This window comes from Pseudomonas sp. QTF5, assembly GCF_000512695.2.
Lineage (GTDB): Bacteria > Pseudomonadota > Gammaproteobacteria > Pseudomonadales > Pseudomonadaceae > Aquipseudomonas.
In genome coordinates this window covers 46304-68080 of the sequence record NZ_AZRW02000033.1, presented here as the reverse complement: position 1 = coordinate 68080, position 21777 = coordinate 46304, and the positions used below count along the sequence as shown (strand labels likewise).

22 protein-coding genes are annotated in these 21777 nt (G+C 59.4%); 15 read left to right on the top strand and 7 right to left on the bottom strand.

All coding sequences use genetic code 11. The features are described 5' to 3' along the window. Positions 1-364: 364 nt before the first annotated feature. The 9 genes from IC37_RS21955 to IC37_RS21915 all read left to right on the top strand — a co-directional run bounded on the left by IC37_RS21955 (position 365) and on the right by IC37_RS21915 (position 10658). Complete coding sequence (locus tag IC37_RS21955) at positions 365-1183, top strand: transporter substrate-binding domain-containing protein (protein WP_030132196.1); 819 nt, start codon at positions 365-367, stop codon at positions 1181-1183. Positions 1184-1193: 10 nt separating this feature from the next. Continuing rightward, positions 1194-2972, top strand: coding sequence for an aconitase X (locus IC37_RS21950; RefSeq protein ID WP_030132197.1), 1779 nt, complete (start codon positions 1194-1196; stop codon positions 2970-2972). Continuing rightward, positions 2965-3630, top strand: coding sequence for an amino acid ABC transporter permease (locus IC37_RS21945; RefSeq protein ID WP_007903733.1), 666 nt, complete (start codon positions 2965-2967; stop codon positions 3628-3630). The genes IC37_RS21950 and IC37_RS21945 overlap by 8 nt, the downstream gene beginning before the upstream one ends. 10 nt (positions 3631-3640) lie before the next feature. Next, on the top strand, positions 3641-4291 hold the full coding sequence (locus IC37_RS21940) for an amino acid ABC transporter permease (protein WP_030132198.1): 651 nt from the start codon (positions 3641-3643) through the stop codon (positions 4289-4291). Next, on the top strand, positions 4284-5006 hold the full coding sequence (locus IC37_RS21935; RefSeq protein WP_095920380.1) for an amino acid ABC transporter ATP-binding protein: 723 nt from the start codon (positions 4284-4286) through the stop codon (positions 5004-5006). Before IC37_RS21940 ends, IC37_RS21935 begins: the two co-directional genes overlap by 8 nt. 202 nt (positions 5007-5208) lie before the next feature. Continuing rightward, positions 5209-6237, top strand: a complete 1029-nt coding sequence (locus tag IC37_RS21930; RefSeq protein WP_030132200.1) for a proline racemase family protein — start codon at positions 5209-5211, stop codon at positions 6235-6237. Between the two features lie 285 nt (positions 6238-6522). Further along, positions 6523-7440 (top strand): dihydrodipicolinate synthase family protein, encoded by a 918-nt coding sequence (locus IC37_RS21925; RefSeq protein ID WP_030132201.1) that lies wholly within the window; start codon positions 6523-6525, stop codon positions 7438-7440. A gap of 71 nt (positions 7441-7511) precedes the next feature. Continuing rightward, on the top strand, positions 7512-8909 hold the full coding sequence (gene abaF / locus IC37_RS21920) for a fosfomycin efflux MFS transporter AbaF (RefSeq protein ID WP_030132202.1): 1398 nt from the start codon (positions 7512-7514) through the stop codon (positions 8907-8909). 168 nt (positions 8910-9077) lie between these two features. Beyond that, positions 9078-10658 (top strand): aldehyde dehydrogenase (NADP(+)), encoded by a 1581-nt coding sequence (locus IC37_RS21915; protein WP_030132203.1) that lies wholly within the window; start codon positions 9078-9080, stop codon positions 10656-10658. Between the two features lie 123 nt (positions 10659-10781). On the opposite strand, the gene IC37_RS21910 is transcribed toward IC37_RS21915, so the two are convergent. Then, positions 10782-11789, bottom strand: coding sequence for an Ldh family oxidoreductase (locus IC37_RS21910; protein ID WP_030132204.1), 1008 nt, complete (start codon positions 11787-11789; stop codon positions 10782-10784). 252 nt (positions 11790-12041) lie between these two features. On the opposite strand from IC37_RS21910, the gene IC37_RS21905 reads away from it, so the two are divergent. From IC37_RS21905 to IC37_RS21895, 3 genes are all read left to right on the top strand, one after another. Continuing rightward, positions 12042-12494 (top strand): Ohr family peroxiredoxin, encoded by a 453-nt coding sequence (locus IC37_RS21905; protein ID WP_030132205.1) that lies wholly within the window; start codon positions 12042-12044, stop codon positions 12492-12494. 111 nt (positions 12495-12605) lie between these two features. Then, positions 12606-13046 (top strand): Ohr family peroxiredoxin, encoded by a 441-nt coding sequence (locus tag IC37_RS21900; RefSeq protein ID WP_030132206.1) that lies wholly within the window; start codon positions 12606-12608, stop codon positions 13044-13046. Between the two features lie 129 nt (positions 13047-13175). Then, entirely contained in the window at positions 13176-13631 is a 456-nt protein-coding gene (locus IC37_RS21895; protein ID WP_030132207.1) for a MarR family winged helix-turn-helix transcriptional regulator, read from the top strand. Between the two features lie 204 nt (positions 13632-13835). Here IC37_RS21895 and IC37_RS21890 read toward each other — a convergent pair whose 3' ends face one another. Next, on the bottom strand, positions 13836-14483 hold the full coding sequence (locus tag IC37_RS21890; protein WP_081729421.1) for a VOC family protein: 648 nt from the start codon (positions 14481-14483) through the stop codon (positions 13836-13838). A gap of 58 nt (positions 14484-14541) precedes the next feature. Next, entirely contained in the window at positions 14542-15780 is a 1239-nt protein-coding gene (gene lysA / locus IC37_RS21885; RefSeq protein ID WP_030132208.1) for a diaminopimelate decarboxylase, read from the bottom strand. A 127-nt stretch (positions 15781-15907) separates the two neighbouring features. On the opposite strand from lysA, the gene IC37_RS21880 reads away from it, so the two are divergent. Further along, positions 15908-16837 (top strand): LysR family transcriptional regulator, encoded by a 930-nt coding sequence (locus IC37_RS21880; RefSeq protein ID WP_030132209.1) that lies wholly within the window; start codon positions 15908-15910, stop codon positions 16835-16837. 75 nt (positions 16838-16912) lie between these two features. Beyond that, positions 16913-17095 carry a hypothetical protein gene (locus IC37_RS21875; RefSeq protein WP_030132210.1) on the top strand — a complete coding sequence of 61 codons (183 nt, stop codon included), beginning with the start codon at positions 16913-16915 and terminating at the stop codon, positions 17093-17095. A gap of 63 nt (positions 17096-17158) precedes the next feature. Here the strand turns inward: IC37_RS21875 and IC37_RS21870 are convergent, their stop codons facing one another. Further along, on the bottom strand, positions 17159-17734 hold the full coding sequence (locus IC37_RS21870) for a hypothetical protein (protein ID WP_030132211.1): 576 nt from the start codon (positions 17732-17734) through the stop codon (positions 17159-17161). 300 nt (positions 17735-18034) lie between these two features. Here IC37_RS21870 and IC37_RS21865 point away from each other — a divergent pair, with 300 nt between their 5' ends. Beyond that, positions 18035-18577, top strand: a complete 543-nt coding sequence (locus IC37_RS21865) for a DinB family protein (RefSeq protein WP_030132212.1) — start codon at positions 18035-18037, stop codon at positions 18575-18577. Positions 18578-18612: 35 nt separating this feature from the next. Here the strand turns inward: IC37_RS21865 and IC37_RS30000 are convergent, their stop codons facing one another. From IC37_RS30000 to istA, 3 genes are all read right to left on the bottom strand, one after another. Continuing rightward, entirely contained in the window at positions 18613-18756 is a 144-nt protein-coding gene (locus IC37_RS30000) for a hypothetical protein (protein ID WP_158225668.1), read from the bottom strand. A gap of 319 nt (positions 18757-19075) precedes the next feature. After that, positions 19076-19831 (bottom strand): IS21-like element ISPsy14 family helper ATPase IstB, encoded by a 756-nt coding sequence (istB, locus tag IC37_RS21855; protein WP_030132213.1) that lies wholly within the window; start codon positions 19829-19831, stop codon positions 19076-19078. Positions 19832-19851: 20 nt separating this feature from the next. Continuing rightward, positions 19852-21366 carry an IS21 family transposase gene (istA, locus tag IC37_RS21850; RefSeq protein ID WP_095920379.1) on the bottom strand — a complete coding sequence of 505 codons (1515 nt, stop codon included), beginning with the start codon at positions 21364-21366 and terminating at the stop codon, positions 19852-19854. Positions 21367-21777 lie beyond the last annotated feature (411 nt).

The following is a 21777-nucleotide window of genomic DNA, read 5'->3' as shown; positions in this document are numbered from 1 at the left end:
TACCGGACACTAGTGACGCTCCGCGTGGGAATGCCTCAACGGACGCTCCGCGTTCGGCTCTGGAAGGGACGCGGAGCGTCCCGGGCTGCATTCCCACGCGGAGCGTGGGAACGATCACCATTAACAGGGCGCCGGTGTTCCTTAAAGGGGCGCCCCACACAACCATTGCTCCCATCTGTAACACCCGCCATTACGAACCTCGCCCTCACGCCATCACTCTGATGCACCACAACACCTCTACTTCAAGGCCTGACGATTAATTCGCGCTTGCGCCTGGAAATAGGCACGTTGATTGCTATTGTTAATATCGTATACGAAATCCCCAATACGATATCCAACAGCACTTCACATCAACGAGGCCTCTATGAAAAACCCCGCATTTGCCGTAGCCCTCAGCGCTGTTCTCAGTACCTCATTTATCGCCACCGCCCAGGCCGACAAGCTCGACGACATTATCGGTTCGGGCAAGCTGCGCTGCGCCGTGACCCTGGACTTTCCGCCCATGGGTTTTCGCGACGCAGGCAACAACCCGGCCGGTTTCGACGTGGACTACTGCCATGACCTGGCGAAAATCCTTGGGGTCGACGCCGAAGTGGTAGAGACGCCATTCCCGGACCGCATTCCGGCACTGGTCTCCGGGCGGGCCGACGTGATCGTCGCCTCCACCTCCGACACCCTCGAACGGGCCAAGACCGTCGGCCTCACCGTGCCCTACTTTGCCTTCCAGATGGTGGTGCTGACCCGCGACGACACCGGCATCAACAGCTTCGATGACATCAAGGGCAAACCCGTGGGCAACACCAGTGGCACCTATGAGGCCATCGCCCTGGAAAAAGACGTGAAGAACTGGGGTACTGGCACCTTCCGCGCCTATCAGTCGCAGAACGACACCCTGCTGGCAGTCGCCCAAGGCCATATCGCCGCCACCGTGGTCACCAACACCGTGGCTGCCGCCACTCTCAAGTCCGGCAAATACAAAAACCTGAAAGTCGCCGGTAACGCCCCGTACGTGATCGATTACGTGTCCCTCGGTGCCAAACGCAACGAGTACGGTCTGCTCCGGTATCTCGACCTGTTCGTGAACCAGCAAGTGCGAACAGGCCGTTACAACGAGCTGTTCACCAAATGGGTCGGCACCGAGATTTCACCCACCGACCTGACCGTGCCAAAGGTCTACTACTGAGATGTCCGGCATGCCTAGGCCCACTTCTCTGACCGGTCGCAGCCTGGTCGCGGGCGCCGCCGAGGGCGCCCTGCTGTTCGCCGATATCGGGTTGAGTTTCTGGGGCGGGGTCGATCCGTTTAGCGGTGAGATCATTGACCGTCACCACCCGCTCAGCGGCGAATACCTGGCCGGCCGCGTGCTGGCCATTCCCAGCGGTCGCGGCTCGTGCACCGGTAGTAGCGTGTTGATGGAACTGATCAGCAACGGTCACGCACCGGCCGCACTGGTACTGGCCGAGTCCGATGAGATCCTGACCCTGGGCGTGCTCGTGGCACAGACCATTTTCGAGCGTTCCCTGCCGGTGCTGTGCATCGGCCGGGAGGCCTTCGCCGTCCTGCGCGGCAAGGCCTTCGCTCGGGTCGAGAACACAACGCTGAGCCTGTTCGAGCACCTGCCGGGCGATGCCTGGCAGGCACTCGACAGCCCTTTGCCGAGCACCAACATTGCAACCCCGATCGAACTCACCGAACACGACCGGGCGCTGCTCGACGGCCAGCATGGCAAGGCCGCGCAAGTGGCCATGCAGATCGTCCTGCGCATGGCCGAACTGCAAGGTGCCCGCCATCTGGTGGATGTCACCCAGGCGCACATTGACGGCTGCATCTACACGGGACCTGCGAGCCTGCGTTTTGCCCAACAGTTGGTGCAATGGGGAGCAACAGTGCGGGTGCCCACCACCCTCAATTCTATTTCCGTGGACCAACGCCGCTGGCGCGAACTGGGCATCGACCCGGCCCTCGGTGAACCGGCCAGTGACTTGGGCGATGCCTATATGGCGATGGGTGCACAGCTGAGTTTCACCTGCGCACCCTACCTGCTCGACAGCGCGCCAAAGGCTGGCGAGCAGATCGTCTGGGCCGAATCCAACGCGGTGGTCTACGCCAACAGCGTGCTCGGCGCACGCACCCTGAAGTACCCGGACTATCTGGACATCTGCATCGCGCTGACCGGTCGCGCCCCGTTGATCGGCTGCCACCTGGACGCGCAACGCAAGGCCCGACTGCAGATCGAGTTGCCCGTCCTGGGTGAACTGGACGACGCCTTCTACCCGCTGCTCGGTTACCACATCGGTGCGCTGGCGGGCAGCCGGATTCCACTGGTGCGCGGGTTGGAAAACCGTCAGCCAAGCCTGGACGACCTCAAAGCTTTCGGCGCGGCATTTGCCACCACGTCCGCAGCGCCCTTGTTCCATATCGCTGGAGTAACTCCGGAATCACTCGACCCAACACAGGTGCTGGAAGTGGATGTATCCCTACCCGTGGAAAAAATCCGCCTGATCGATCTATTGCTCAGCTGGCGCGAGCTCAACAGTGCCCGCGACAGCCGGGTAGATGTGGTCTCGCTGGGCAATCCGCATTTCTCCCTCAGCGAGTTCGCCCACCTCGCGCGGTTGTGCCGCGGTCGGCACAAACACCCTGACGTAGTCCTTGCCATTACTTGCGGCCGCGCCGTGCTGGAGCAGGCTCGCGAAGCCGGGCATATCGCCGTGATCGAAGCCTTCGGCGCCACCCTGGTCACCGATACCTGCTGGTGCATGCTCGGCGAACCGGTGATCCCGCTGGCCGCAAAAACCTTGATGACCAACTCCGGCAAGTACGCCCATTACGCACCCGGTCTGGTGGGCCGCAAGGTGCATTTCGCCAGCATCAAAGAATGCGTCGATGCCGCCTGCAATGCCACCGCCAGCGGGCGCCTGCCGGCGTGGTTACAACCTGCCGCCCTACTGGAGAGCCCTGCGCATGTTTGATTACAGCTTCCAATGGCGCTCAGCGCTGCGCGCCCTGCCGGACATGCTCGCCGGTGCCCTGGTCACGTTCGAGACCGCGGCGCTGTCGATGATCTTCGGCGTACTGATCGCCCTGGCCCTGACCGTGATGCGCGAAAGCAAAAACCCGCTACTGCGCGGCATCGGCAACGGCTGGGTGTCGATCGCGCGCAACACCCCGTCGCTGTTCCAGATCTACGTCCTCTACTTCGGCCTCGGCTCGCTGGGCCTGCACGTCAGTTCATGGCTCGCCCTGCTGGCCGGGATCACCTTCAACAATGCCGGGTATCTGGCGGAGAACTTTCGCGGAGGCCTCAAGGCCGTACCGGATACCCAAGTGCGCGCTGCACGTTCGCTGGGCATGAGTGCCTTTCAGGCCTACCGCATGATCATCGTCCCGCAGCTGCTGCGGATCGTCTTCTACCCGCTGACCAATCAAATGGTCTGGGCGGTGCTGATGACGTCGCTGGGGGTGATCGTCGGGCTGAACAATGACCTGACCGGTGTGACCCAGGACTACAACGTCAAAACGTTCCGCACCTTCGAGTTCTTCGCCATTGCAGCGGTGCTGTATTACCTGATTGCCAAGGCGATCGTCGCGGCAGCCCGGCTGATGGCCTGGCGGTTGTTCCGTTACTGAGGAGCTGTGCATGTTTTCCACCGGTTTTTCCTCCAATGACCTGTTGTTCCTGCTCAATGGCGCCTGGGTCACGCTGCAACTGACGTTCTGGTCGATCATGCTCGGCTCACTCGCCGGCTTGCTCTTCGGCTTGCTGCGGGCCTTGTTGCCGCGGGCCAGTTTGCCCCTCGCCTGGGTGCTGGACGTGTTTCGCAGCGTGCCGTTGCTGATCCAGTTCGTGCTGTTCAACTCGCTCAAAAGCATCGTCGGCTTGAACATCAGCGCCTTCAGCGTCGGCTGCATCGTGCTGGGAGTTTATGCCGCCGCGTACTTCACCGAGATCGTGCGCGCGGGTGTGCTGTCGGTGCCGTTCACCCTGCGCCGGGCCAGTCGCTCGCTGGGCCTGAGCTTCCTGCAGGACCTGCGCTGGATCGTCCTGCCCATGGCCACCCGGGTGGCGTTCCCCGGCTGGCTGAACCTGGTGCTCGGCGTGATGAAAGACACCGCGCTGGTGATGTGGATCGGCATCGTCGAACTGCTGCGCGCCTCGCAAACCATCGTCACCCGCATCCAGGAACCGTTGCTGGTGCTGTGCATCGCGGGCCTTATTTACTACGTCATGAGCCTGGTGGTCGCACGCCTGGGCGCTCGTCTGGAAAGAAGGTGGCAAGAAAATGATTGAGATCGACAACGTACATAAATCCTTCGGCGACCTCGCCGTGGTCAAGGGTGTCAGCCTGACGGTGAACAAGGGCGAGGTGGTGTCGATCATCGGCGGCTCGGGCTCCGGCAAATCGACCCTGCTGATGTGCATCAACGGCCTGGAACCGATCCAGAAAGGCAGCATTCGCGTCGACGGCGTCGAGGTGCATGACAGCGCCACCGACCTCAATCGCCTGCGGCAGAAAATCGGCATCGTGTTCCAGCAATGGAATGCCTTCCCGCACCTGACGGTGCTGGAAAACGTGATGCTGGCGCCGCGCAAAGTGCTGGGCAAAAGCAAGTGCGACGCCGAGGAGCTGGCGGTGCAGCAACTGACCCACGTGGGCTTGGGTGACAAGCTCAAGACCTTCCCCGGCAAGTTGTCCGGAGGCCAGCAGCAACGCATGGCCATCGCTCGCGCCCTGGCCATGTCGCCGGATTACATGCTGTTCGACGAAGCCACGTCGGCCCTCGACCCGCAATTGGTCGGCGAGGTGCTGGACACCATGCGCATGCTCGCCGAAGACGGCATGACCATGGTGCTGGTGACCCACGAAATCCGCTTTGCCCGCGATGTATCCGACCGCGTGGCGTTCTTTCGCAATGGCCTGGTGCACGAGATCGGCTCGCCGGATCAGGTGATTGGTAATCCGGTGCATGCGGAAACGGCGGCCTTTCTGAAATCGGTGAAATAGCGGCTGGCCCCTTCGCGAGCAAGCCCGCTCCCACAAGGGTTGTTGGTGTACGCAAAATCGGTGAAGTAACTGATGGCCTCATCGCGGGCAAGCCCGCTCCCACAGGGTTTGTGGTGTACACAAAATTGGTGGCCGACACAGATACCTGTGGGAGCGGGCTTGCCCGCGATGAGGCCCTAACAGACGAAACAAGGAGCAGGTAATGCGCTCATCGAAAGTCATTCATGTAGTCAGCTGTCATGCCGAAGGTGAAGTCGGCGATGTGATCGTCGGCGGTGTCGCCCCACCACCGGGCGCCACCGTGTGGGAGCAATCGCGCTGGATCGCCAAGGATCAGACACTGCGCAACTTCGTGCTCAACGAGCCTCGCGGCGGCGTGTTCCGTCACGTCAACCTGCTGGTGCCGGCCAAGGATCCTCGGGCGCAGATGGCCTGGATCATCATGGAACCGGCAGACACGCCACCGATGTCCGGTTCCAATTCGCTGTGCGTCGCCACCGTGCTGCTCGACAGCGGCATTCTGCCGATGACCGAACCGCAAACCCGACTGGTGCTCGAAGCGCCCGGCGGCCTGATCGAGGCCGTGGCCGATTGCCGTGATGGCAAGGTCGAGCGGGTAGAAATCAAGAACGTGCCCTCCTTCGCTGACCGCCTCGACGCCTGGATCGAAGTCGAAGGCCTCGGCTCGTTGCAGGTCGACACCGCGTACGGCGGCGACAGTTTTGTCATCGCCGACGCCGAACGCCTGGGCTTTTCCATTCGTCCTGATGAGGCCGCCGAGCTGGTGGCGGTCGGGCTGAAAATCACCCGCGCAGCCAATGAACAACTGGGCTTCGTCCATCCGCTGAACCCCGAGTGGTCACATATTTCCTTCTGCCAGATTGCCGCGCCCATCGTCGTTGAAAACGGCATCGCCACTGGCAGAAACGCGGTGGTGATTCAACCCGGCAAGATCGACCGCTCGCCCACCGGCACCGGCTGCTCGGCGCGCATGGCGGTGCTGCAGGCCAAGGGACTGATGCAGGTGGGCGAGCGCTTTATTGGCCGTTCGATCATCGGTTCCGAATTCCACTGCCGTATCGACTCCCTGACCGAAGTGGCCGGACGCCCGGCGATCTACCCGTGCATTTCCGGCCGGGCCTGGATCACCGGCACCCACCAATTGCTGCTCGATCCGAGCGATCCGTGGCCACAAGGCTATCGCCTGTCAGACACCTGGCCCGGTGCCTGACGCCGAAACGGAGCTTGTGTGGTGAGGCAGCTTGTATGGAGAAGGAGCTTTTGTGGCGAGGGAGCTTGCTCCCGCTGGGTTGCGCAGCAGCCCCAATGCTGTAATCACGGTTTTTACGACTGCTACGCAGCCGAACGGGAGCAAGCTCCCTCGCCACAAAAGGCTCTCTCTCCACAGTGATTTCACCCAGCAGCAAAAACCCCTGATTGATTGAAAAAAGTACTAGCCGAACATTGTCACTTGAAATATCGTATACGAAATACAATAAACAAACCGGAGGCAACAATGAGCAAGCGTATTAACTGGAGTGGCGTCTTCCCCGCGGTGACCACTCAATTCAACGATGACTTCACCATCAACCTGGAAAAAACCCATCAGGTGATTTCCAACGTGATCCGTGACGGCGTATCGGGCCTGGTGGTGTGCGGTTCGGTGGGGGAAAACACCTCATTGACCGCCGAAGAAAAAATCGCCGTGACCGAAGTCGCGGTCGACGCCTCCCGCGGTCGCGTGCCAGTGATCTGCGGCGTGGCCGAGTTCACCAGCGTGCAAGCGGCCAAGGTCGCCAATGCCGTACGCCGGGTCGGCGTCGACGGCGTGATGCTGATGCCGGCGCTGGTCTACGGTTCCAAGCCGTTCGAGACCGCCGAGCACTACCGCTACGTGGCGAAAAACGCTGACGTACCGTTGATGGTCTACAACAACCCGCCGATCTACAAAAACGACGTCACCCCGGACATCCTGATTTCCCTGGCCGACTGCGACAACGTGGTGTGCTTCAAGGATTCGTCCGGCGATACCCGTCGTTTCATCGATGTGCGCAATGAAGTCGGCGACCGTTTCGTGTTGTTCGCAGGTCTCGACGACGTGGTGCTGGAAAGCATCGCGGTGGGTGCCGAAGGCTGGGTCTCGGGCATGTCGAACGTGTTCCCGAAAGAAGGCGAGACCATCTTCCGCCTGGCCAAGGCCGGTCGCTTCGCCGAAGCCATGCCGATCTACGAATGGTTGATGCCGATCCTGCACCTCGATGCCCGCGCCGACCTGGTGCAGTGCATCAAGCTCTGCGAAGCCATCGCCGGTCGCGGCAGCGCGCTGACCCGTCCGCCACGCCTGGCACTGCCGGAAGCCGATCGGGTGTTCGTCGAGCAGATCATGGCCAAGGCCCTGGCCAACCGTCCGGAACTGCCAGACGTCGGTCTCTGAGTGATTGCCGGGCGGGTCTTTGCGGACCCGGCCCGGCTGCCTGTTTTTGCGCCTCTACAGGAAACGCCAGCATGTCCAATCCTCTACACACGCAAAGCGCAACCACCCCCTCGGGACTCAAACGCGTAGTGGCCGCCGCCATGGCCGGCACCGTCGCCGAGTGGTACGAATTCTTTCTCTACGGCACCGCCTCGGCACTGGTCTTCGGCCAGTTGTTCTTCCGCCAGACCGACAGCCCCATCGACGGCATCATCGCCGCCTTCGCCCTGTACGCGGTCGGCTTTCTCGCTCGTCCATTGGGTGGTCTGGTGTTCGGTCACTACGGTGACAAATTCGGCCGCAAACGCCTGCTGCAACTGAGCCTGGTGGTGGTCGGTATTACCACCTTCCTGATGGGGTGCCTGCCCGGCTTCGACAGCATCGGCTATGCCGCGCCAGTGTTATTGGTGCTACTGCGCCTGATCCAGGGCTTTGCTTTTGGCGGTGAATGGGGCGGCGCGATTCTGCTGGTATCCGAACACTGCCCCGACAACCGTCGCGGCTTCTGGGCCAGTTGGCCGCAAGCCGGGGTGCCGGCCGGCAACCTGGTGGCGACCGTCGCGCTGTTGCTGTTGTCATCGAATCTGTCGGAGGAACAATTCCTCGCTTGGGGCTGGCGCGTGGCGTTCTGGTTCTCGGCGGTGGTGGTGCTGATCGGTTACTGGATTCGCACCAGCGTCGATGACGCGCCGATCTTCAAAGAAGCCCAGGCCCGTCAGGCACAGACCAAGCAGCAACAGCTGGGCGTGGTGGAAGTGCTGCGTCATCACTGGCGCGCTGTGCTGGTCGGCATCGGCGCACGCTTTGCCGAGAACATCCTTTATTACACCGTGGTTACCTTTTCGATCACCTACCTGAAACTGGTGGTGCACAAGGACACCTCGGAAATTCTATTGCTGATGTTCGGCGCGCACTTGGTGCACTTCTTCCTGATTCCGTTGATGGGGTACCTGTCGGATATCGTCGGGCGCAAACCGATCTACCTGACCGGCGCGGTGCTCACTGCGTTCTGGGGCTTTATCGGTTTCCCGATGATGGACACCGGCAACAATTGGCTGATCATGGCGGCGATCATTCTGGGCCTGGGCATCGAGTCGATGACCTATGCGCCCTACTCGGCGCTGATGGCCGAAATGTTCCCGACCCATGTGCGCTACACCGCACTTTCACTGTGCTACCAGGTGGCGCCGATTTTCGCCGGTTCCCTGGCACCGCTGATCGCCATCACGCTGCTCAACAAATATCAAAGCTCGACACCCATCGCCTGGTACCTGGTGGGCGCCGCGCTGATCTCCATCGTGGCCGTCGGCCTGACCCGGGAAACCCGTGGCAAGTCGTTGCATCAGGTGGATGCCGAATCCGCTGCGCGTATTGCTGCACTGGATAGCGCCGCGCCGGCCATGACGCGTCGGGGTAGTGAGCTAGCTTGAGCCAAAAACCTGTGGGAGCGGGCTTGCTCGCGAAGACGGCGGCACAGTCAACATTAATGTCGCCTGACACACCGCTTTCGCGAGCAAGCCCGCTCCCACATGGATTGCGGGCGTTCAAATTCTTGACTGACTGGCATTAGCCCCCCTCTTTTCCAACAGGAGTTTTCCATGCCCAAGATCATCGGCCACAACTACATCGGCGGCGCCCGCAGCGCCGCTGGCAGCATCACTCTGCATAGCCACGACGCCAGCACCGACGAAGCACTGCCCTTCTCTTTCATGCAAGCCACCGTAGAAGAAGTGGACACCGCCGCCCAAACCGCTGCTGCCGCTTACCCGGCCTTTCGCAACTTGCCGGCAACTCGCCGTGCAGAATTTCTTGAGGCCATCGCCACGCAACTGGATGCGCTGGATGATGATTTTGTCGCTCTGGTCACCCGCGAAACCGCCCTGCCGACCGGGCGCATTCAAGGTGAACGCAACCGTACCAGCGGCCAAATGCGCCTGTTCGCTCAGGTTCTGCGTCGGGGCGATTTCTATGGTGCGCGCATCGATCGCGCCTTGCCCGAACGTCAGCCCCTACCACGGGTCGACCTGCGCCAATACCGGATCGGCGTCGGTCCGGTGGCCGTGTTCGGCGCCAGTAATTTCCCACTGGCCTTTTCCACCGCCGGCGGTGACACCGCTGCAGCCCTGGCCGCCGGTTGCCCGGTGGTGTTCAAGGCCCACAGTGGACACATGGCGACCGCCGAACGCGTGGCCGATGCAATCATCCGCGCCGCCGAGCAAACCGACATGCCCAAAGGTGTGTTCAACATGATCTACGGCGCGGGTGTCGGTGAAGCGCTGGTCAAGCATCCGGCGATCCAGGCCGTCGGTTTCACCGGCTCGCTGAAAGGCGGTCGCGCGCTCTGTGACATGGCCGCCGCACGGCCACAACCGATTCCGGTGTTCGCCGAAATGAGCAGCATCAACCCGGTGCTGGTATTGCCTGAAGCCCTGGTCGTGCGTGGCGAGAAAATCGCCGGTGAACTGGTGGCGTCGGTGGTCCAGGGTTGCGGTCAGTTCTGTACCAATCCGGGGTTGGTGATCGGTATTCGCTCACCCCACTTCAGTGCTTTCATCGTGCGGCTCAGTGCCTTGATGGCCGAACAACCGGCGCAAACCATGCTCAACACCGGCACCCTCGGCAGCTACGAAAAAGGTGTGCAGGCCTTGCTCGACCATCCGGGAATAACCCGTCTGGCAGGCCAGGATCAACACGGCAATCAGGCGCGGCCACAACTGTTCAAGGCCGACGTCAGTCTGCTGCTCAAGGGTGATCCGCTGTTGCAGGAAGAAGTGTTCGGCCCGACCACCATCATCGTCGAAGTAGCCGACAAGGCCGAGTTGCGACAAGCGCTGAACAGTTTGCACGGTCAACTCACCGCCACGTTGATTGGCGAAGCACAGGACCTGAAGGAACACGCCGATCTGCTGGTACTGCTGGAACAAAAGGTCGGCCGGGTGCTGTTCAACGGCTATCCCACCGGTGTTGAAGTCTGCGATGCCATGGTGCATGGCGGGCCCTATCCGGCGACCTCCGACGCCCGTGGCACTTCGGTCGGCAGCTTGGCCATCGAGCGCTTCCTGCGCCCGGTGTGCTACCAGAACTGCCCGGACGACTTGCTGCCCGACGCCCTGAAAAACGCCAACCCGTTGGGCATTGCGCGACTCGTTGACGGCATCAACCAGCGCGACCCGATTTAAAAAACACTCGAAAAACTGTGGGAGCGGGCTTGCTCGCGAAAGCGGAGTGTCAGTCAGCATTTGCATTGCCTGGCACACCGCCTTCGCGAGCAAGCCCGCTCCCACAGGGTTGGGTATTTCGTTTCAGGCAAGTAGTGCTTTCAGGTCGTTGTATAGCGCCTCGGGAATCTGCACGCCCTCCACCAGACTGCGTGCCCGCGCCGCATAACGCCGTTGCGACGGCAAGCGTGCGCCCTGCCCTTCAATGCCCTGAAACAACACCTCGGCCCGGGCCAAATGTTCCTCAGTGGCAGCCCCCAGAAAACGCCGCGGGTCCAGCGCAATGATCAACTCGCCGTGGTACGGCGACGACTTGCTGCCCGCGTCATAGGCCAGCGATTCGGCACTGGTCAAATCACCGATCAAAGGCCCGGCGATCAACTCCACCATTGCCGCCAGCGCCGAGCCTTTGTGCCCACCAAACGTCAGCATCGCGCCGCCGTCGAGCACCACATTGGCATCGGTGCTCGGCCGGCCCTCAGCGTCCACGCCCCAACCCTCGGGAATCGCCTTGCCGGCACGCCGATGCAACTCGATATCGCCACGAGCAATCGCGCTGGTGGCGAAGTCGAACACAAACGGATCCTGCCCCGCACGCGGCCAGCCAAAGGCAATGGGATTGGTGCCGAACACCGGCACACGTCCCCCGGCCGGTGCCACCCAGGCATGACTCGGATTACACGCCAGCGCCACCAAACCCACTGCGGTCAACTGCTCGATCTCCACCCACAGCGCCGAGAAATGCACACAGCGATTGATCGCCAACGCCGCAATCCCGTTGGCCCGGGTTTTCTGCGCCAGCAACCCAAGCCCCGCCTGAAACGCCAACTGCGAAAAACCACCAGCGGCATCCACCCGCACGATCGACGGCGCCTGGTCGATCACCTGCGGCTCGGCATCGGCCGACACCTTGCCGGCCCGCAGGGAATTCACGCAGCCCAGAATCCGGTACAAACCGTGGGAGGCGCAGCCATCGCGCTCGCCAGCGATCACCGTCGCCGCCACCGCTTGCGCATGGGCCAGATTAAAACCGTTGTGCAACAGGATCGATTCGGCCAGTTCACGGGCTTGAAACAGGGTCAGTCGGATCATGCTCATCTCCTTGGACAGACCGGTCAGGGTGGGCCCTTCCAAGGCTCACGGCTTGATCGCTTTAGGTCGGGTTGATGACGAATTCGGCATATCGTTGAAACGGTCAACGTTGTGTGGCCACACCACTCGTCGGCAGGCGCAACGCGATCAATTGACATGGATGGAGGTCTGCGCAATTATTATTACATCGCATACGATACAAACGCATACGATACACAAATCACATCTTTTGAAACGTTGAGGATCCACCCCATGAGCAAGATCGAAAAAGTCCTGGCCACCGGCAAAACTCACACCACCGTTAGCGCCGCTGGCAATACGTCGCGGGGCCATAACGGCAGCCTCGACATCCAGTTGTCGACGCCCGAAAACGCGAAACCGGCGCACGTGTTCGCCGCTACTCAGCCACACCCGACCGCCGAGCAATTGTTCGCCGGCGCATGGTCGGCCTGCTACACCGCCGCCGTCGGGCTGGTGGCAAATGAAATGAACGTGGTGCTGCCGTCTGATCTGTCTGTCGACATCGAAGTCGATCTGGGTCAGACCGGTCCGGCGTACTTCCTCCAGGCTCGGTTGACTCTGCGCGTACCGGGTCTGGCGCACGACATCGCGACGACGCTGGCGCATACCGCAGATCAAATTTGCCCGTACTCGAAAGCGACGCGGGGTAACATTGACGTGGCCCTGAACGTCCTCACGGCATGACGCACCGCGCGGCGTTGATATCGATTGGCACTGTCGATATGGCATATATGTCGCATACGCTTTAAGCGTATGCGAATCACAAAACCCTTCAACACTTTGAGGACCTCAACCATGAGCAAAATCGAAAAAGTCCTGATGACAGGCAAAACCCACACGACGTTCAGCGACGCTGGCAACTCTTCCCGTGGCCTGGACATCCAGCTCTCGTCGCCTGGAAACGCGAAACTGGCGCACGAGTTCAAAGCCATTGCCCCGCACCCAACCGCAGAGCAGCTGTTCGCCGGCGCATGGTCGGCTTGCTACACCGCCGCTGTCGAGCTCGCGGCGAAAAATATGAAGGTGACGCTTGCGCCCGATATGTCCGTCGATATTGAGGTCGATCTGGGCCAGACCGGTCCGGCCTACTTCCTCCAGGCGCGGCTGAATTTGCGCGTGCCGGGCTTGGCGCAAGACGTCGCGACGGAGCTCGCGCACGCCGCCGACCAAATCTGCCCGTACTCGAAGGCGACGCGAGGCAATATCGACGTGGTCATAAACGCCCTCACCTCATGATTCACCGCATGGCCGGTTCGACGTGCTGTCGAATCGGCCACAGTCGAAAGTCAGAGCTGTTCCGATACAATCGCATACGCGGTATATTTTGCCTTTGCGAGCCTTCAACTTTGGCCAACGAGGAAGCACATGAAACCCACCGACAAGACGGCTCCCGCCAAGCTCTCCGACTTTCTGTGTTTTGCGGTCTATTCCACGAACCTGGCCTTCGGCAAGGCCTACAAGCCGATACTCGAGCAGCTGGGGCTCACTTATACGCAATACATCACCATCGTTGCGCTATGGGAGGAAGACAATCAAACCGTGGGCAGCCTGGGCGAGAAGCTGTTTCTCGAATCGAACACGCTCACACCGATCCTGAAAAAGCTGGAAGCGATGGGCTATCTACAGAGGCAGCGTGATCCCGAGGACGAGCGGCAGGTGCGCATCAGTCTGACAAAGAGTGGTCGACAGTTGCGCGAAGGCCGTCCCGAAATGGGCCTCTCCGACGCAACCGGCCTGACACCGGACGAGTTCACGCAGATGCAGAATGCGATCGTGAAGCTGCGCAACAATCTCATCAAATCGACGAAAGCCGGGGAATGAGTGACGACTGATCGTTTTTTGGGCATGAAAAAGCCCAACCTTTTCCTATTGGACGGTTTCAAGCCGCCCCTGAATCTGTTCAACCAGCCGAGGGTGTCCACGCCAGCGTCCAGTGGTTTGCTGAACTCGCCGAGGTCGGCACTGGCGTTGGCGGTGAAGTGGCGAATTTCGGCAGCGAACAAACGGTAGAGCGCCCCGCGCGACTCACGTTCTCGAAAACGGCAGTGTTTTTACGCCATTTGGCGTTTGAATATGCGCAAACAGATAGGGTGTTGAAGCATCTTTGAGCGGATGAAGATAAACCGGACCAGAAAAGTTTATGGCCGTCAGAATCGCTTTGACTCTTTCTGGATCCGTATGGAAGACGTCCAATGCCAACAGATAACAGCCTTTGTCTAGGAGTGCGCTCGCGGGATGAGGCGCTTGTCCCCATTGAATCAGGGTGGGGGCTGATCCTGCCAAGGGAAGGCTTCCGTCCGCAGGTATCGTTATTTGCCAGGACAATGTTCCTCGTGTCATAGGTTCGACATCCCCGACGATATCGTGGCAGGAATCACTGATAGTGTGGATATCATCGGTCCGTGCAACCCATGTCGCCAAGCGCGCCGGCGAGTGGAGAGCACGTTGATCAAGGCCAAACCAGCGAGGTCGGTCCGGGCGTTTGGCTGATGGGTCCACGGCAATCACTTCCAGGTAGCACTGGGGGCCAAGGCGAAGCAGCCTGTTGTGGGTGCCCATGCGTGGATGGGCACCGCCCGGTTGAAGGTCGACACCTAGCAAGTCAGTGACGAACGCGCAGCCGGTATTGAGATCCGGCGCCACGATAACAAGGTGATCGATAGTGGTTTTCACGCGCACAGCTCCTTCATGAGAATTTCATCAACCCGTTGTTTCGATCACCACCTGGCTTTTAAAGCCCCAACTCCAGGGCCAGCAAGTCCGACAATGGCTGCGGTCGTCGAATCAATTTAGCGTGCCCTTGCTCGATCAACACTTCCGGCAACAGTGTGCGGCTGTTGTAGTTGGATGACATAGAGGCGCCGTACGCGCCGGTATCGTGCATGATCAGCAAGTCGCCAACCTGTGCTTCAGGTAGCAAACGGGGTGTGACACCCTGTTCATCCTGCGTAAAAATATCGCCGGATTCGCACAGGGGGCCTCCCACTACACAAAAGTGCTCCGGACGACTGACCGGGACACCCTGGGAGTCCAGCAAGGTCATTTGGTGATAGGCGCCATAGAGGGCTGGCCGCATCAGGTCATTGAAGCCGGCGTTCACCAGGATGAAGTTTCGGCTACCGACTTTTTTTACCGCGCGGACTTCGGTAACCAAATAGCCTGACTCGGCTACCAGGAACCGACCGGGCTCGATCTCCATCCGTACGGGGTGCGCGAGTAAAGCCTCAATGTCCTGTTTGGCCTGGCGCCATGCGTTCGCATAGCGCTGGATATCCACCGGTTCATCCCCCACACGATAAGGCGTGGAAAGCCCCCCGCCTATGGAGAATGCTTCGATATCGTGGTCGAGTGCCCTCACGGCCGAGACCATTGCACAGCCCACTTGCTCAAGGTGCGCGTAATCCACACCTGAACCAATATGCATGTGCAATCCCACCAGTTTCAGCCCGAATTGCCGAATCACGCCGAGCGCTTCCTGAACCTGGTCATGCCAGATTCCATGCTTGCTGTTTTCACCACCAGTATTGGTCTTGCGGCTGTGACCATGGCCAAACCCTGGGTTGATCCGCAGCCAGACGCGATGGCCCGCAGACTCTTTGCCCAACTGACGGAGCATGTCAATCGAGCCGGTATTGACCTCAATGTTCAGCTCGACGACCCGTCGCAATGTCGCTTCATCGAACAGATCAGAGGTCAGAACAATGCCCGCCGGGTCGCCGGCAGGGCTGTATCCAGCGAGCAGCGCCCGCTCGATTTCACCCAATGATACGGCATCGACCCGCACGCCTTGTTCGCGGATCAAACGGAGAATATGCAGATTGGAGCAGGCTTTTTGCGCGTATCGAATGACATCGAAGCCTTGCAGTTGGTCGACGCGTGCCCTGATGGTCTGGGCGTCATAGCACCAGAGCGGGGTGCCGTGCTGTTTCGCCGTTTCGGCTAATTGCTGGAAAGCGGAATGGTTGGGCATGGAAGTATTCAATCTGAAGTAAAGAGAGAAACCATCATGCCGATCGCCCAGCATTCAATAAAATATCTATTCTTTGCGGATCGATTCAGTTTTGATATGGGGATTGATCAATTGACGGAGGCCCCGGGTGGGAATTTCCATACGGCATATCGAAGTCTTCCGCGCCATCATGCAGGCGGGTAGTGTTACCGGAGCGGCCCGCTTGCTATTGACTTCCCAACCGACGGTCAGCCGGGAACTGGCGCGGCTTGAAAGTATCTCTGGCCTTCGGCTGTTTGATCGAGAGGGAGGGAGGCTGGTACCGACGGCTCAGGCCATTATGCTGCTCGTAGAGGTTGAACACTCCTACATCGGGTTGGAACGAATCAACAGCGTTGCACAGTCGATCCGTCGCTTCGAACATGGCCAACTGAGCGTCGCCTGCCTTCCGTTGTTCTCCCAGACGCTGTTACCCAGGGTCTGTAAGCACTTTCAACAACAGCATAGCGGCATAGGCTTGAGCATTGCGGCACAGGAATCACCCTTACTGGAAGAGTCTCTCAGCGCCCAGCGTTACGACCTCGGATTGACCGAGGGCGAGCATGTACCACGAGGTACTCAAGGGGCATTGCTCTTTTGTTCCGACATGGTCTGCATTCTGCCAGAGGGTCATCCTTTGCTATCCAGGTCGCGCCTGGTAATGGAAGACTTTCGCGGCGTCGATTTCATCAACTTTTCGGGTCTGGACATCTATCGTCAGACGCTCGATGAACACTTTCGTCAGGCCGGAGTCAATCGGCATACCGTCATCGAAACAACCAACGCTGCATCGGTCTGCGCCATGGTCAGGCAACAGTTGGGGGTGGCGATTATCAACCCGTTGACCGCAGTGGAGGAGTCAGGCAGAGGATTGGTCATTCGGCCGATCAATGTGTCCATTCCCTATCGCGTTATGTTGATCCGGCCTGATTACCGCCCCTCCTCTAGCTTCATCGACGCCTTTTGCAAGTCATTGAGCGATGAGGCGATGTGTCTCGCCAATACGCTCGACAAGAGATTAGTACGAGTGAAAGAGTGACGTTACCAGCCGTTTACCTTGAAATCGTTGAAGGTTACGACTATCAGTGAGATTCAATCCTTCGAGGGCAATCACATGCCAACGACTGAAGAATCGATAATCGCAGCAGCGAGACTGCGCGCCGCCTACCGGGGAGATAATGAGGCGCTGGCTGCGGCTTCAGCGCTCGAAGCCCTGGCAGTGCTGAAAAAAACGTTAAAGGGAGATAAGTACCAAGAGGCTCTCGAAAGGCTGTATCTCGAATATTCAACCTCTTGATCCGCCTGTGCCGCCTTAGCGGGCGGCACATTGTTCACATATCAATGTCCGACACAACCAGCTTCACTTGCTGCCGGTACGTGACCATTCCTCTCCCATAGCGCCCGCTGCACTGGCGACTATCAGCGCCACTACACAAGCAAGCAACGAGAACACGACAAAAACTCCCATCACATGCAAGTAAGGCAGTGCATGATTCCACGCTCGAGCTACCCCAAGGAAAGCGGCAAATAACCAGCCGCTCATAGAAAGGGCCCCCAAGAGAGCAAGACGAGTGCGGCCGGAGGTACGTAACAAGACAAAGGGAGCCTTCTGCAGCAGCGGGAAACCGATTCGATGCAGCAAAGCGCCATTAAGGCTAAGCAGCGTGACAACACTCACCTTGGCCCAGAGCTTTTGATTGAGCAGATATGCGCTCCCCTCATCGAGGTAACCCTGGAGCACCAGCAGCAAGCCACTTCCCCAAAGAGCCAATAGCGCGAGCGTGACAATTTTTTGAGTCTCCTCGAGATATTCACGCTGTACCTGGCTCAACACGTCCTTGCGCCAGCTCCATAGCTTTTGATCAGCCTGTAACACCCTCCCCAGAGCAATACAGGTGGCAATCAGATGACCGTACACGAGTAGCATTTTGAGCATTACCTTGACCTTATTTTTATATGGGCAATGCACTCCCTCGCACCCTTGATATGAAACTAAATGATACAGATTCATATTTGTATCAACAAGTTACACGTTCAACCATCCATCCGGAAGCGCCCGCTTTCGCGGATTCCGTAGCCCGGTGCTTGCCGAGCTGACGACGCCGTCTCTACTAAAATCTAGCTCGGCCCGCCCAGGCTTTATACTGCCCACCAGAAATACCAAAGCCCAGCACTAGACTGGGCTTTAGATGAGCGAGGATCGCTTATCAAAATCCCCACTCATAGGATGAACACGATGAGCCGCACTAGCCATATCTGTCTAATGGCAACCTATAACGAGTGGATGAGCGCCAAGGTCTATGAAGCAGCCAGGGGCTTGTCCGATGAAGAACTCTCGGCGGATAGGAAAGCTTTTTTTGGCTCTATTCTCGGGACCCTAAACCACTTGGCGGTCGGAGATACGATCTGGCTGAAGCGATTCGCCCAGCACCCAACGAACTACTTGGCGCTCGAGCCGGTGAGGCAGCTTCCTGATCCGAAAAGCCTCGATCAATTGTTGTTCTCTAATCTTCGAGAGCTCTCAGCGTATCGAGAATGGCTCGATCGAATAATCATCCAATGGGCGCAATCCCTTACGGAGTCCGATCTGGATGGCCCCCTCAATTATGCAAACATGAAGGGTGTAGTGTCCGATAAGGATTTTTACAGCCTGATCATGCATTTTTTTAACCACCAGACTCATCATCGTGGCCAAGTTACAACTCTGCTTTCGCAGGCGGGTGTCGACGTAGGCGATACGGATCTAGTCGTTTTGATTCCATCCGAGTCCGGCACTTAGCAAAAAACCAGCATTCGACTGGGCCCGCCGAAAGCTTAATCAATGGGCCTGACAACAAGATGGGTCAGTGGTGAGTTCAAGAGCTTCTCGCTCGACTCAAGGTCATCGGCGATCTTGCGTAGCGTGCTGACCGCGTCTCGCCAGCCCTCGCGCTTGAACTCCAGCACCATTACCGTCATTCATCGCTCCCGCATCGCATGATTGAGTAGTAATCACATTAGTGACTTCAATTGCATTTCAAACGCAACGGACTACTCATCGGATACTGATCTCAGTTTCTTGATCTAGTTGTAAGCAGCCGCTAAGCCTTAAGTTCATCGGACAATTTCATCAGGGACGAGTGATCATGATTCCAAGATTCGTTGCTGTTCCGGCAATTCCCGCCGAGACAGAGTGCGCATTCCACGCCATCCGGCCACTCAGCCCACCAGCATCCGGCCACCTGTTCCACGCTCATCCGGCCGGGCAGTCGGAGCGCAGCGACGCAGGTTTGCATTGTTAGTCTGAAGTCCCTGCCGTCGTCAATTTCGTTGCGCGCCTGCGCATCGATTCGCCCTTCAGTTCGATTCGATAAGCGTTGTGCACCAGCCGGTCGAGGATCGCATCGCCCAAGGTCGGATCCCCGATCAGTGCATGCCATTTGTCCACCGGCATTTGGCTGGTCACCAGTGTCGAGCGGTTGCCATAACGGTCGTCCAGCAATTCGAGCATGTCGCGCCGTTGCGCAGCGGTAAACGGCGCCAAGCCCCAGTCGTCCAGGATCAGCAAGTCGGTCTTGGCATAACCCGCCATCAGTTTCGCGAAGCGACCGTCGCCGTGAGCCAAGCCCAGCTCTTCCATCAAGCGCGGCAGGCGCAGATAGCGCACGCTGTAACCGTCGCGGCAAGCTTTGTGGGCCAGCGCGCAGGCGAGCCATGTTTTGCCTACGCCAGTCGGGCCGCCGATGATCAGGTTCAGGCCGTCGCGCAGCCACTGGCCGCTGCCCAGTTGCAAGATCAGCGCCTTGTCCAGGCCACGGGGGCTGCGGTAATCGATGTCTTCCAGGCAGGCGTTATGGCGCAGTCGTGCGGCTTTGAGGCGAGTCGTCAGGCGTGCATCTTCTCGCTCGGTCAGCTCGCGGTCGACCATCAGGCCGAGGCGTTCGTCGAAGCTGAGATCGTTGATGTCGGGCGTTGCGTGTTGTTCGCCAAGCGCCTTGATCATGCCGTGCAGTCGCAGGGTTTGTAGCTTATCGAGTGTCGGATTGGGCAGCATGTTCGTGCTCCTTTTTCAGGTCAGTGGTAGTAGCCGGGGCCGCGCAGGTTGACGTGCTCGTCGGGTAGCAGGGGCAGGTTTTGCTGGGCCAGCGGCAGCCGTTCCAGCCCTTGGCGCAGGATCGATTCGAGGCTTTTGTAACTGCATGCGCCCAGCGCCAGCGCACGCTGGCAAGCGGCTTCCAGCCGCTCTTCGCCGTGCTGTTTGCTTAGTCGCAGGATGCCCAGGCAGGCTCGGAATCCGTGCTGCGGATGGATTCGGCGTTCGAGGATGTAGGCGATGACACCGGCCGTATTAGGGCCCGTCTGCTCAGCCCAGCGGATCAGTCGCTGGGGCGTCCACTCGGCGTGTTCGCGGTGGCTCTTGGGCATGTGCTCGGTTTGGGTGGTGTGGCGGCCTTTATGTGCTGAGCGCAGATGGCTGGCCACGCGCTGGTTGGCGTGGAAGCACTCGACGGTCTGCGCAGTCAGCCGCACTTCGAGTTGGTGCTTCACCAACTGATACGGCACCGAGTAGTAATGGCCGTCGACCTCGACGTGGTAGTCGATGTGTACTCGCACCTCTTTCCATTCGGCGTAGACGTAAGGGTGTTCCGGCAGCGCTTGCAGCGCCGGTTGGTCGATGCTCTCGAAGGCTGACCGGCGTGAGCCGGGCAGCTTCTTGAAGGGCTTCTGATTGAGGCGATCCAGCAGCAGCGCGATGGCTGTGTTGAGTTCGCCCAGCGAGAAGAACTGGCGGTTGCGCAGCACCGCCAGGATCCAGCGCTCGACCACTTGCACGCCGACTTCGACCTTGGCTTTGTCCCGAGGCTTGCGAGATCTGGCAGGCAACACGGCCACGCCGTAATGCTCGGCGAGGTCGCGGTAACTGGGGTTGATATCGGGCTCGTAACGATGCGCTTTGGTAACGCCGCTGCGCAGATTGTCCGGTACCAGGATCTGCGATGTACCGCCGAGAAAGGCGAAGCAGCGCACGTGCGAGCCCAGCCAGTCGGGCAGTTTCTGCGACCAGGTGGCCTCGGCGAAGGTGTAGCTGGACGCGCCGAGGACGGCGACGAATATCTGGGTCTGGCGGATCTCGCCGGTTCGCCGATCAATGACCGGTACGGTCTGGCCGGCGTAATCGACAAACAGTTTTTCGCCGGCACGGTGTTCCTGGCGCATGACCACATCTACCTTGGCAGCCCAGAGGCGGTAGTGCTCGCAGAACCAGCTGTATTGGAAGCCTTGCGGATGGGCGAGTCGGTACTCTTGCCAGAGCAGGGCCAACGTTACGCCGGGGCGGCGTAGTTCGGCATGAGCCCATGCCCAGTCGGGTATTGGACGTTGATCGCTGGGGACGGCAGGCGGAGGTGGAAAAAGTCGCCGTTGCAACTCGACGTCCGTTAGCGCAGAGGGCCAAGTCAGCCCGCTGGCAGCAAAACGATTGAGGTACTCACCGACGCTGGCTCGTCCTACTTGCAAGCTGACAGCGACCTGCCGGGCAGATAGGCCGACCTCGAATTTGAGACGTAGCACTTCTCGAATCTTACGCATGGATAACCGCTCCACGACGACCTCTCTGCTTCGATAAAAGAGGTCGATGGTAGTGAATTAATCCTGCGTTGCTGCCTGCCTTAAGGGTGGCCGGATGAGCGTGGAACGGGTGGCCGGATCACCTTGGAATCAGTGGCCGGATGTTCATGGAATGAGTGGCCGGATCACCGTGGAATCCGCAGACAGAGCCTGCACATGCAGGGGGTCGCTGCTACTGCAAGTCAGCACCGAGCGGCTTCAACATTTACGACAATCAGGACAAGCACCGGTTAAAGCCAACCTACCCGACCCGCCCGGAAGCAGAAGCTGAATGTGCAAGGCTTAATTCTTGGCGCCTCCCATCCATCTAGTTCACATGCCCGAGCGTTCGTCTGCACTTGGGCATGCCCGTGCAAGAGATACGACCAGCCC